General features: G+C 61.4%; 10 protein-coding genes and 3 pseudogenes. 10 read left to right on the top strand and 3 right to left on the bottom strand.

All coding sequences use genetic code 11. From position 1 onward, the window contains the following. Positions 1-4: 4 nt before the first annotated feature. The 6 genes and pseudogenes from M3461_01690 to M3461_01665 all read left to right on the top strand — a co-directional run bounded on the left by M3461_01690 (position 5) and on the right by M3461_01665 (position 4511). The gene (locus M3461_01690) at positions 5-514 is read left to right on the top strand and encodes a VOC family protein (protein ID MDQ3773167.1); all 510 of its coding nucleotides are present in this window, start codon (positions 5-7) and stop codon (positions 512-514) included. 115 nt (positions 515-629) lie between these two features. Continuing rightward, positions 630-1259 carry a class I SAM-dependent methyltransferase gene (locus tag M3461_01685; GenBank protein MDQ3773166.1) on the top strand — a complete coding sequence of 210 codons (630 nt, stop codon included), beginning with the start codon at positions 630-632 and terminating at the stop codon, positions 1257-1259. 154 nt (positions 1260-1413) lie between these two features. Further along, positions 1414-1561: pseudogene (locus M3461_01680) on the top strand (VOC family protein). A gap of 691 nt (positions 1562-2252) precedes the next feature. Further along, a complete protein-coding gene (locus M3461_01675) occupies positions 2253-2369 on the top strand; it encodes a CPXCG motif-containing cysteine-rich protein (GenBank protein ID MDQ3773165.1) in 117 nt (38 codons plus the stop codon). Positions 2370-2445: 76 nt separating this feature from the next. Further along, entirely contained in the window at positions 2446-2964 is a 519-nt protein-coding gene (locus M3461_01670) for an O-acetyl-ADP-ribose deacetylase (GenBank protein MDQ3773164.1), read from the top strand. 1352 nt (positions 2965-4316) lie between these two features. Further along, positions 4317-4511: pseudogene (locus tag M3461_01665) on the top strand (panthothenate synthetase). Positions 4512-4516: 5 nt separating this feature from the next. On the opposite strand, the gene M3461_01660 reads toward M3461_01665, so the two are convergent. Next, a complete protein-coding gene (locus M3461_01660; protein MDQ3773163.1) occupies positions 4517-4690 on the bottom strand; it encodes a hypothetical protein in 174 nt (57 codons plus the stop codon). A gap of 86 nt (positions 4691-4776) precedes the next feature. Here M3461_01660 and M3461_01655 point away from each other — a divergent pair, with 86 nt between their 5' ends. The 3 genes from M3461_01655 (at position 4777) to M3461_01645 (ending at position 9983) form a co-directional block, all read left to right on the top strand. After that, positions 4777-5658 carry a sugar ABC transporter permease gene (locus tag M3461_01655; protein MDQ3773162.1) on the top strand — a complete coding sequence of 294 codons (882 nt, stop codon included), beginning with the start codon at positions 4777-4779 and terminating at the stop codon, positions 5656-5658. Further along, positions 5655-6485 (top strand): carbohydrate ABC transporter permease, encoded by an 831-nt coding sequence (locus tag M3461_01650; protein ID MDQ3773161.1) that lies wholly within the window; start codon positions 5655-5657, stop codon positions 6483-6485. Before M3461_01655 ends, M3461_01650 begins: the two co-directional genes overlap by 4 nt. A gap of 111 nt (positions 6486-6596) precedes the next feature. Continuing rightward, positions 6597-9983, top strand: coding sequence for a glycosyl transferase (locus tag M3461_01645; GenBank protein MDQ3773160.1), 3387 nt, complete (start codon positions 6597-6599; stop codon positions 9981-9983). 408 nt (positions 9984-10391) lie between these two features. Here the strand turns inward: M3461_01645 and M3461_01640 are convergent, their stop codons facing one another. Next, positions 10392-10748, bottom strand: a complete 357-nt coding sequence (locus tag M3461_01640; protein MDQ3773159.1) for a hypothetical protein — start codon at positions 10746-10748, stop codon at positions 10392-10394. A 93-nt stretch (positions 10749-10841) separates the two neighbouring features. Then, positions 10842-11429 (bottom strand): annotated as a pseudogene (locus tag M3461_01635) (transposase). Positions 11430-11770: 341 nt separating this feature from the next. Here M3461_01635 and M3461_01630 point away from each other — a divergent pair. Continuing rightward, positions 11771-12091: a phasin family protein gene (locus tag M3461_01630; protein ID MDQ3773158.1), complete on the top strand. Its 321-nt coding sequence runs from the start codon at positions 11771-11773 to the stop codon at positions 12089-12091. The last annotated feature ends 407 nt before the right edge of the window (positions 12092-12498 follow it).

The following is a 12498-nucleotide window of genomic DNA, read 5'->3' as shown; positions in this document are numbered from 1 at the left end:
CACCATGCAAGTCATTCAAAAGATCACCCAAAAGATCACCCCATGTTTGTGGTTTGACGATCAAGCCGAAGAGGCAGTTGAGTTTTATACCGCTATTTTTAGAAATTCAAAGATCGTAAACGTTGCTCGTTACGGAGAAGCTGGACATGAGGTCCACGGAAAACCGGCGGGAACGGTAATGATCGTGGCATTTGAACTAGATGGGCAGGCGTTTACCGCACTCAACGGCGGCCCGATGTTCAAATTCAACGAGGCCATCTCGTTCCAAGTCAATTGCGAGACACAGGAAGAAGTGGACTATTACTGGGAGAAGCTATCTGAGGGCGGGGATGAAAAGGCACAGCAGTGCGGCTGGCTCAAGGACAAATACGGCGCTTCATGGCAAGTTGTTCCCAGCGTTTTGATCGAGATGACCAATGACCCCGATTCTGAAAAATCCCAAAGAGCCATGGAGGCAATGCTTCAAATGAAGAAGATCGACATTGATGAACTAAAGCGGGCGTATGCTGGATAGCATTTGGCGCGTCGGAAAGCCAGCAGTGTTGTCGCGTAAGCCGCCCAACAACGCGTTGCAGGGGGACGGTCACCATCGGGCTTCGGCCGCCGGTTCCCGCCCCTGAACGCGAACATTGGCCTATAGCATGCCGGAATACGACGAGATCTCCGATTGGTACGCTGGCGCCAGAAGTTCAGACGCCGGGGTTCCGGACGTCGCGGCGTTTGCTGGACCGCTCGCTGCCGGGGCGAAGGTCCTGGACCTCGGTTGTGGCAACGGAGTTCCCATTTCGCAGATTCTGGTCAGGAGTGGATTCGAGGTGTTCGGGATCGATAATTCGCGAGAGATGATCGCGCGCTTTCGGGAAAATTGTCCGAGCACTCACGCTCAGTGCGCAACCATCCAGAGTTCCGATTTCTTCAACACGATGTTCGATGCAGTTGTGGCCTGGGGCTTGTTGCTTCACCTGACGCCCGCCGATCAGGAGCAGGCCATATCGAAGGTGTCACGAGTCCTGAACTCCGGTGGGAAGTTCTTATTGACGGCCGGAGCCCAAGAGGGAACGGCAGAGAGTCGGATGAACGGCGTGGGGTTTCGCTATGTCTCTCTGGAAGCTGTAAAGTACCGCACCCTGCTGGAAGAGCAAGGGTTCGATGTGCTGGACGAGCATTCCGACGAATGGGAGAACTACGTGTACGTAGTGCAGAGGCGGCCAGCCGAGGAGCGGCGCAGGGCGCGAACGGGTGATTCGACACAACAGTGAACGCCGCTCGCGGCTGAGCGGGTGGGCGTTGGGAGCCACACCTACGCCCTGCGAGTCGGCGAGGTGGGTTGGCTTGCGCCCGGCCAGAGCACCAGGGTCCCGTCGGCGGCGTCGCTGCGGCCTTCAGCGCTTCACAGAAAACCCATCGCTGCTTATGCAGGATCAATTTTACGGCGATCGCACCGGTACGCTCGAAGACCCTTTTTGGGCATGTTTGGTTTCTCGCCACCCACAAGGAAGACCTCACACCGGAGGAAATTAAGAAGCGTGCGGAGGCACTTTTCAAGCAAGGTGGCGCCTAACCAATACGGATTGAGACGACCTGAAAAGTCGCTTCAATACGTCGTTCAAGAAACCCGGTATCGGGGTCAGAGTACAAACTGCTAAAGGCCAACGGGGATTTCGAACGGTCAGCGCTAGCCTAACTTCGCGGTGGAGACGGATGCCGCAAAAAGCGCGGCGCCGCTCACCTTGTCGTTGGGCTTCAAGAAGCATGAAAGGTAGCGAGGAAGGTGGGGTAATGCCCGCCACGTGGTGCATGACATCACGGCGCACGAGGTAACACCTTTTGCGTGCGGCAAGGGGCTCTGGGCACTTGGCCGTTCGAGGAGTAGCCGGACCTGTAGGGCCGGTGCACAGCAGAACGCCCTTGGGAGTCAACTGGTATGAAGAGGGGTGGACGTGGGTCAGCACTTGAGCTTCCTTCATGGCAGGAAGACGACCGAAGGGTAGCCAAGGTCAGAACCGGACTCGGGAAATCCGACCGTCCGGGATCGCAGGGGGGGCTTGTGGAAACGTGAACTATGGGAATGGCTATACGGGCACGTAAAGCGGAAACGCCGAAACAGCCAAGCTGTTGCCTAAGGTTGCGCGCGCTATCCCGACCGGCAGTAGACAGGTTCTATGCAGGAGACTATTGAGCCTATGGAAGACCGCTTTCTTGTCACCTGCCCCTACTGCGGCGAGGCTGTAGAGATCTACTTGGAACCTGACATGGAGGGGAGCCTGGTTCAGGACTGCGAAGTCTGCTGTAACCCCTGGCAACTCCGTATCTGCACTCACGGCGACGATCGCGACGTGGCGGTAGCGCGTGCAGATGGTTCAGAGTAGCTCGTGAGATCTCCCGCGCTCCAAAGGGAAAAAGGGTCAGGTTAACCGCTCACTTTTGGACGTTGGCCGCTCCGCCATGCCCGCAACACTTCGTGCCCTTCGAGCTGACATCACCATGCTGTCGGTCGAGGCCATCGTCAACGCCGCGAACTCATCGCTACTCGGCGGCGGTGGCGTTGACGGTGCGATCCATCGTGCCGCCGGGCCGGAACTGCTGCACGAGTGCCGCCTTCTAGGCGGCTGCCAGACTGGTGACGCCAAGCTCACCAAGGGCTACCGGCTGCCGGCCAAGTACATCGTTCACACGGCCGGTCCAGTGTGGCGTGGCGGTACCAGCGGCGAGCCGGAGCTCCTGGCGTCTTGCTACCGCCGCTCTATCGAAGTCGCAGCCGCGAACGGCGCCCTTACGCTGGCCTTCCCAAGCATCAGCACTGGCATATACGGTTACCCTCTCGAGCAGGCTGCCAAGGTCGCTGTGTCCACGGTGCGCTCGTCGGTGCAGGAGTTCTCCGCCATTCGCGAGGTAATCTTCTGTTGCTTCTCCGCCAGGGACCTCGCGGTCTACGAAGCCGTTCTCAGTGGAACAGCGGCCTAACCGGTCCATTGAAGGACGTCCAAAGGGCTGCGCCTTTCAGCCGCCCTGAAACTCGCTCGCACGCCGACCAAATGAACGAACCTGGAACCAACACCCTAACGATGCCTTGCACGCGGCAAAGAGCGCCGCGCCGCTGAAGGCCGCCATTAGGCCCTTACGCAAACCTCGCGGGGAGTATTATCTTGACCGAGAAGTCGAACTGCGGTCCAGCATCGACCATGACAGAATGAAATGAGCAGGCAATGGAACGCAAGTCCTACATAATCCGCGGCGGCGTGGAAGGAGGAGAGCGTCTGAGAATCCTGGCTCGATGCTGCCCACTACGCTCAGCCTGTTTGATCGCGTCGGGATCACGCCGGGATGGCTTGCCTCGATGTTGGCTGTGGCGGCGGCGACGTGACATTCGATTTAGCGCAGTGGGTCGGCCCCGAGGGAAGGGCTGTTGGGTCGGATATCGACGAAACCAAGCTTGAGCTGGCACGGCGCGAAGCCGAAGATAGGCAACTTGGCAACGTGGAGTTTCGACTTTTGGACGTAGGCGAAAGCGAGGGAGCGCCCGAATTCGACGTCGTCTACGCGAGGTTTCTCCTCACCCATCTTAAGGATCCGTGGAGCGCTCGCGAGGATGCTGCGAGTCCTGCAGCCCGGTGGCGTCGGGACTATCGAAGACATCGATTTCACGGGATACTTTTGCCATCCGTATTGTGCCGCCCTCTGGCGCTACGTTGAACTCTACACGCCGGCGGTGCACCGAAGATGAGGCGATCCCAACATCGGCCCGCGACTCCCTGGGCTGCTTCTCGATGCCGGCTTTGAGAGGGTCCAGATGAACCCGGGCCCTAGCGAGTCGAGTTGGGTGGCTGCAACCGGCCAGAGCACCCAGGTCCCGTCGGCGGCGTCGCTGCGAGTCATCAGCGCTTCACCGGGAACCCATCGACGCTTGTCTCCGGGGCTCCGTCGTGGGATACTTTAATTCAGTCGCCTTGGCCCAACCATGCGCTGCGGCCGATGCCGTGGATCGCCGTCGCTTTTCCAAGCCCTCTCCTCCGGCGCGGTTGATCTTGTTTCGTTGGGCGTCAAGGGAGTCCCCATGGGCACTGATGAACAAACTATTCGCGACCTCGTAGCGCTTTGGCACAGCGCGATGGTTGCAGGTGACATCGATACCGTCCTCACTCTCATGGCCGACGATGTCGTCTTCCTTGTGGCCGGCCAACCGCCTATGCGAGGCCGCAGTTCCTTCGAGCGAGGGCTTCGCGGGCTCCTCGCGCAAAATCGTATCGAATCAACAGGCGACGTGCAGGAGATCGAAGTCTCTGGAGACCTTGCGTACTGCTGGACCATCCTGACTAGCGGTCTATTTCACAGAGCAGAATGGGCAGCGGGGAGCAGTGCTCATCGTCGATTTGCCGGACCCGTCGAAGATTCCAGCGTTGGCAGAGCCGTGGTTTCTGACGTTTCAGGCCGATGTCGAGTTTCGAGTTGTCATGAGCCCGGACGACCTGAAGCGAGCCGGACTCGACGAACTCGGTAAGATATGGAGTTGATGGGTCTACAATTCGACGTCTCGTGCGGACTGGATCTCGTACGGAAGCACGCGATCGGACAGCATCGCGCCATCGGCTATTGGGCGTGCATCGCCGGCATCGAGCGTGCCGCCGAGGCCGTGATCCGCCACGACAAAACTAGCGACGAGGCCGATTCTCGATGCCGAGACCGACGCCATCCTCCTTCCTGAACGGTGCTGGCCCATGAGCCGTCAGCGGCTCCAAGCCACGGCGCCCGACGGGCATCCGGCAGCGGGTGCGCGGCATGGCCTCTGAGCGCGGCCGTGCCGGCTATGGGTTCGTCGCCCCGGCACTTTTCGTCATCCTGGTGTTCTTCTTCCTTCCGCTCACAGGGGCGTTGCTGCTCGGCTTCACCGACTTCGATATCTATGCCCTCGGGAATCTCGCTTATCTGCGCTTCATCGGGATTGACAACTATACCCGGCTCGCACGCGACCCGCTGTTCTGGAAAGCACTCAGGAACACCATCGTGTTCGTGGTGAGTGCGGGACCGCTCACCGTCCTGCCGGCCCTGGGTCTGGCGCTCTTGCTCCATGCGCGACTCACGCGATTCAGGGGTTTCTTCCGCACCGCACTATTCTTACCGGTCGTGACCACACTGGTCGCCGTAGCGGTGGTGTGGCGTTATCTGTATCACCCGCAGTACGGGCCCATGGCCGCCGTGCTCAGCGTATTCGGCGTCGAGCCCATCGACTGGCTGGGCGACCCCCATTGGGCATTGCCGGCCATCATCCTCATGGCGGTGTGGAAAAACTTCGGTTACAGTATGGTGGTGTTTCTCGCCGGTCTGCACGCCATACCGGGACACCTCTACGAGGCGGCGCGCATTGACGGGGCCAACGCCTGGCAGCAGTTTCGGCACGTTACCCTGCCCTTGCTCGCGCCGACCACACTGTTCGTCGCGGTCCTGACGCTGGTAGGCTATCTGCAGCTATTCGCCGAGCCCTACGTCATGACGCAGGGAGGGCCATCGCAGAGCACCCTGAGTGTCGTCTTGCTCATGTATGAAGAAGGTTTCCGGTGGTGGAACATGGGCTACGCGGCGGCCGTGGCGTTCCTGCTGTTCGGCATCATCGTGGTGGGGGGGGCTGTGTTGCGCCGCGTGCAGAAGAGGTGGGTCCCATGAGCCTCTCTCAAAAAACGCTTGGAACCCTGGGGATCCATGTGCTCCTCGTCGCTGCCGTCTGCCTCACGATATTTCCACTCGCGTGGATGGTCATGGCCTCCGTGATGCCGGCCGGCGAGGCGAGCACCTATCCCATGAGCTGGGTGCCGAGCACCCTGAGCCTGGAACATTACAGGGCACTGTTCTCACGGCTCGATGTCGTGCGCTATATCATGAACAGTGCGCTCATCGCCGGCGCGGTCACGTTGATCTCCCTCGTTGTGAACTCGATGGCCGGCTATGCCTTCGCGAAGCTATCGTTTCCCGGACGCGAGCGTGTATTCCGGGGCCTGGTGGCGACCTTGGTGGTGCCGGGCCAGGTCACGATGCTGCCCCTCTTCATGCTGCTCAAATACCTCGGCCTCATCAATAGCTTCTGGGGCGTGATCGTCCCCGGCATGGCGAGCGTGTTCGGGATCTTCCTGTTTCGTCAGTATGCCCTGTCGATCCCCGATAGCCTGCTGGATGCGGCGCGCATCGACGGGGCCGGCGAATGGCGCATCTACCGCTCCATCGTGCTGCCGCTCTGCAAGCCGATCCTTTTGACGCTCGCGGTGTTCACCTTCATGGGAACATGGAACGATTTCATGTGGCCGCTGGTGGTCTTGACCGACAGCCGACTGCACACCCTCCCGGTGGCGCTCGCCAACCTCTCGGGCGAGCATGTGCAGGACACCGAGCTGATGATGGCCGGTGCGCTCCTGACGGTGCTGCCGGTCATCGTGCTGTACGCGTTGCTGCAGCGCTACTACATCGAGGGGATCATGGTGGGCAGCATCAAGGGTTGATGCACATGGGCCAGAAGGGGCGCGGTCTCGAGCTTTTGAAGTTCTTCCTGGAGCCTTTGCGGGAGACGAGGCGGTGATCGGCGAGCTCCCTGCCTACGTGGTGCTGCATAATTGAGCCGCGGGTCCTGGCACCGCCTCTCGAACGGACGTTACACGGCGGCCCTCGATGAAGCCGGCAGCGGTTATTCCGCGCTCGGCGAGATCGCGTTGACGCGCTGGTGCGCCGATCCGATCGAGGACCGCGATGGGTTCTTCGTCTACCTCCGCGATCGGGATTCCGGCGGGCATTGGTCGGCGGGATTTCAGCCGGCGGGGCGAAGGCCGGAGCGCTACGCGGTGACTCGCGGCGCGGGTTCATTCGAGATCGAACGCATCGACCAGGGGATCGAGACGAGCATTGCGGTCCGGGTCGCACCGATCGAGGATTTGGAGCTGCGCCGCTGCACGGTCCAGAACGACGCTCCGGTCCCTCGGCGCATCGAGGTCACGAGCTATGCCGAGGTGGTGCTCGCGCCGCAGTCTCTGGATGCCGCACACCCGGCCTTCTCCAAGCTCTTCGTAGAAACCGAGCAGGTGCCCGGGCAGCGGACCCTGGTGGCGAGGCGGCGTCCCCGTAGCGCCGGCGAGAAGCCCCTGTGGCTCGTGCACTGGCTCGCGCTCGAGGACCTCGAAACAGGCGCCATCGAGCACGAGACCGATCGCATGCGCTTCATCGGTCGCGGTCGGAGCCTGACCCGCCCGCGCGCCCTCACGGAGCGCACGCCGCTCTCGGGGACGATCGGCGCGGTGCTCGATGCCATAGTGAGCCTGCGGATCACCCTGGACCTCTCGCCCGGGGCACAGAAGACCGTGTGCTTCGGTCTGGGCGCCGCCCCGACGCGCGAGACCGCGCTCGAATGGGCGGCTCGCTATGATAGGTTGCGGTCGATCGGTCCGCTCTTCGAGCCTGCTACAGAGCCCTCCTGCGCGCGCGCGCTCGCCCATTTTTCTCTGCCGGCCGCGCCCGATCGGTACCGACCGGCCGGTGAGGCGACGCCTCCGCCCGGTGGGTCTCCCATCTCAGACGAGGAACTGCTCTTCGACAATGGCTACGGGGGCTTCACCCCGGATGGCCGGGAGTATGTCATCCGCGTCACCCCGCTGCAGAGAACGCCGCTGCCCTGGGTCCATATCATCGCCAACGAGCGCTTCGGGTTCCTGGTCTCCGAGTCCGGCGCCGGCTTCACCTGGGCCGGCAACAGCCGCGAGAACCGCCTGACGCCCTGGTACAACGATCCGGTCTGCGATCCCTGCGGCGAGGCGTTTTATATCCGGGATGAGGAGCAAGGTATTTTCTGGTCCCCCCTGCCCGCTCCCGCGGGCGGGGATGCGCCCTATCGGGCGCGCTATGGATTCGGCTACTGCCGGGTGCTGCACAGCCGCCAGGGGCTCTCACAGGAGGTCTTGCAGCTGGTCCCGCGCCGCGATGCGATCAAACTGACCCGTGTCCTCTTGCGCAACACCGGTAGCACGCGCCGCCGTCTGTCGCTCTATTCCTATGCGCGTCTGGTCCTGGGGGGGCTGCCGCAGGATACGGCCGGATCCATCGCCACCTACCACGACGCGAAAGCGGGGATCTCGTTCGCGGTGAACCCGAACCGACAGGACTTCGCCGAGCGCTTGGTGTTCGCCGCAGCCGCGGCGCCCCAGGACGCGCCACGCTATTTTTCCGGCGATCGGCAGTCTTTCATCGGACCCTACGGCAGCCCGGCTGCCCCACAGGCGCTCTGTCGTTCCGAGACACTCGACGGGCGTGCGGGGCCCGACCCCTGCTTTGCCTGGCAAGTCGTCGTCGTCCTCGAACCGGGCGAGGAGGTGAGCTGCGTCTTTCTCCTCGGAGAAGCGGGCGGCGAGGATGAGGTGCGATCGCTCGTGGCCCGTTATCGGATCGAGGGAGCGCTCGACCGATCCCTCGAAGAGGTGAGCGCGTACTGGCGGGATATCCACGACGGCCTCACGGTGCAAACGCCTTCTCCGGCGCTCGACGTCCTGCAGAACGGCTGGCTCGTCTATCAGAATCTCACCTGCCGGTTGTGGGCGCGCTCGGCCTTCTACCAGTCGGGCGGGGCCTTCGGGTTTCGCGACCAGCTCCAGGACGCCGCGGCGCTCGTCCATCTCCTGCCCGGACTCACCCGCACCCAGGTACTCCTGCATGCCGCTCATCAGTTTTCCGAGGGCGATGTCCTGCATTGGTGGCACCCCCCCAGAGGACGCGGGACGCGCACGCGTTTTTCCGACGATCTCCTGTGGCTCCCCTACCTCACGGCGTTTTATGTCGAAACCACCGGGGATCGCGCGGTGCTCGACGAGGCCGTGCCGTTCCTCGCCGCAACCGCGCTCGATCCCGGAGAGGACGAGGTGTATCTCAGCCCCGAGGATCGCGGCGAGAAGGCGAGCCTCTACGAGCATTGCTGTCGGGCGCTGGAGCGCAGTCTGACGCGCGGTGTGCACGGGCTGCCGCTCATGGGGAGCGGCGATTGGAACGACGGCATGAACCGCGTGGGCCGCGGCGGGCAGGGCGAGAGCGTGTGGCTCGGGTTCTTCCTCCACCGGGCGCTCCAGGATTTCATCCCCTATTGCGTCGCGCGCGGCGACGGCGAGCGCGTCGCGCGTTATCGAGACTACGCAACAGGGCTTGTGCAGGCGCTCGAAGAGGGCGGCTGGGACGGGGGTTGGTATCGTCGGGCCTATTATGACGACGGTACCGCGCTCGGCTCGGCGGACAGCGACGAATGCCGCATCGATGCCCTGGCCCAGGCCTGGGCCGTGATCTCCGGTGCGGCATCGTCCGAGCGGCGAGTGCAGGCCTTGGACGCCGTGGAGCGATATCTCGTGTCGGAGCCCGACGGGCTCATTCGTCTCCTCACGCCACCTTTCGATAAGACGACCCACGACCCGGGCTATATCAAGGGCTATGTCCCCGGTGTGCGGGAAAACGGTGGCCAGTACACCCATGCGGCGCTGTGGGTGGTCAAGGCCCTGGCCGAATCCGGCCGGCCCGAACGCGCCACGCGACTCCTCGAGATGCTGAACCCCATCCACCACGCGCGCACGCCGGCCGAGGTCGCGGTCTACCAGGTCGAGCCCTATGTGGTTGCGGCGGATATCTACGGCGCAGACCCCCATGTGGGCCGCGGCGGGTGGACCTGGTATACGGGCGCGGCGGGCTGGTTTTACCGCGTGGCGCTCGAATCGATCCTGGGCTTTTCAGTGGCGGGCGGTCGGACCTTGGTGCTCGAGCCGCGCATCCCCGCGAGCTGGCCCGGATTCACCTTGCGCTACCGTCTCCCCGACCGCGCCACCTGCTATCACATCACGGTAGTGAATGAAGGAAACGCACAGGGGATCGTGGCGGCCGCGACACTCGATGGCGCGGCCCTGCTACCTGAGCCGGGAAGACTGCGCGTTCCCCTGTTCAGTGACGGGGTTCGGCACGAGCTACGCGTCAGCCTGCGCTGATCAAGGGGACGCACGGTCTGGAACATAGGAAACAGGACGGTCCGAGGACATGGCCAGCAAGGTCTACTACAATAGTGCATGCCCTGTTTGCAATGCGCCAAGCTCCCGCGTCATACTCATTTCGGCTAACCCTTGCTGCCTTCGCCTGTTATCGACCGTCTCGGCCACCGGAGTCGCGTGCAACGAGGCTACTTCTACGCCGACTCGCACGTTGCAACCTGGTACTCTGCCGTCTCGCTTTCGCGCCACGGCACCTCCCCTGCTACAAGGCCTGATCCTTTTAGCCTCGGTCGGATTTCTACCGACTGGATGATATGCCCTTGACCGGACACACCAATATGCCAACGATCAAGCCGAAGACGCACAGAACGCAAAATAGAAGAGGAGGCTGCCCCCTCAAATCACTGACTATGGACACAGCACGGCGTCAGACCCAGCTTCACATATGTCGCCTCGCGCCGCATGCTCATTGCTGATAGCCTCAGTTGTCAAGCTGTCCTTTTGGTCCTTTTGGGCAGGGGTGTTTGTCTTCATAGCGCTCTTCATCTTGCTCCAGCTGACTTTCAAGGATGCGACCGCGGTCGGATGCAACCTTTTCGCCTCGAGAACCTGGATCGCATCTGCTATCTCGTCCTTCGCTGAACCGAGATACTTTTTCCATCCGGTCTTCCCTGTTGGGGCGGTTGCCGCCAAAGCCTGATGTAACGAAGCGTCGATGACGCGAATGTTTTCAAGAGCATTGATGGCCCGAAGGAACGTGGCCATTTGGTCGGCCTCAGTTCCTTCTAGCTGTATCCCCCTCCCGTCGTCCAGTCGCGCCCGAGTGTTGAACTCGGGACCGTTATAAAATAAACCTCCTCAGGAAAATCTGTGGGTGAACTTTGGCTCGGGTAGGGCGCCAAGTGTATGATATAAGGCGACTTCCAGCCCATGATAGGTCCGAAAACCGTAGGCCTTTCTGGTAGTGAGTTTGGCCTTGGCATTGAAGCCTTCGACCACGCCGCTCGAGAGCTGGCCTTTGGCCCGGAACCAGTTGAGGATAAGCGGTCGATGGCCCCGCAACATGCGGGCGACGCGCTTCATCGGCCCGATCTTCGATCGCATCGTGCGCAAGCACCACTGATCCAGGAAGCGACCCGCCCAATAGGGCGAGCGGTAGCCCCAGAAGAACTGGAAGTCCTCCTTGAGCAGGTAGCTCCGACTGCGCAGGTTATACCGCAAGAGATCCGCCAGCCGCACTTCCTGCTTCTCGGTGAGGTTCTCCGGCCTCTTGAGCAACAGCCACCGGGTCTTGGTCAAGACGGGCTCTCGGCCCCGGGCCCTGAGCTCCCGGGCCTCCTGGGCACGGACCTCATCGATGGCCTTGCCGAAGTGCCCCATGATGTGAAAGCGATCCAGGACGTGAATGGCCTGCCCCGCCTTCTTGGCGATGACCTTGAGATAGGGCTTCCTGTCCAGACGATCTTGTCGCGCGGCGTGGGCACAGGTGGCGCGAGATAAACTGCCCTTCTCGCAGTCCTGAGATATGCGTCGTTGAATTTACTACGTTACCGTGCGAAGGCGGCGTGTGCGTCGCTACTAGGCCTTTTCGAGTATTTTGATCAACGACTTCGCGTGACAACTCCGCTGATCTCTGAGCTGACAATAAACTAGAAACTCGCTCAAGGTGTGTCATCTATCGGCGGTGGAACTCCGTGGCACGAAACCTGATATGAAAATACTGCCCAACGTTAGACGGGCACGGTAAACTGTTAATCAAAGACTACCTTCATAGGGGGTAATTAATCATGAGCGATGACGGCTCACAATTCGTAAAGCAGGCTCAAGAGGCGAACCGCTCGATGTCCGAAGCGATGCGCGGACTTGCTGGCACTCAATTGAAGGTCATGCAACAGCTGGCCGGGGTTCAACGCGAGCAGTTTAGTCAAGCGGTGGAGGCGGCTCGTAATCAGATGCAGCTTATCGGCCAGAAAAGAGAGCCCCACGAGCTCGCGTCTACTCAGGCTGATCTGGTAAGGCAGTATGGTCAACAATATGTGGACAGTGTGAACAAGGCAGTGATTATCGTATCCGAGGCTTTGGAAGAGTACGGCGAGCAATTAAATTAAAGAAGGCTCTTCGGGACAATTTGTGGGTGGTTGCGAGCCTGTGAGGGCATGGGCGCCTGTGGACTTGTGGATAACATCCCTGTCACCCACAGGGCCCACAGGCCAAGCTGGGGATCTGTGGGCAACAGGGAGGTTGTCCACAGATCCCCAGCCCTACAGGAAATGTGATGATAGAACGGCAAGGGGGGAGCCGGGCGGTTCGGTCTAGGGGAGCATCCCGCTCCGATCTCTGGGAAGATGGCAGTGTGCACAAACCATCGATACCCAGAGGGAGGGGAATGGGATGCAGCTCAAGACTATCCTCAATCGTGTCCAGAAAATCAAATCGTTCGTGTATGGTGCGGTTCGCTGGGTGGAGGGCGCCCCCTCCCCGACTCTGGAAGTGGAACTGCATCCTCGGGCCAATA

Source organism: Pseudomonadota bacterium (assembly GCA_030860485.1).
GTDB lineage: Bacteria > Pseudomonadota > Gammaproteobacteria > JACCXJ01 > JACCXJ01 > JACCXJ01.
Note: the sequence above shows the minus strand (reverse complement) of the source record. Positions and strands in the feature narration are given on the sequence as shown.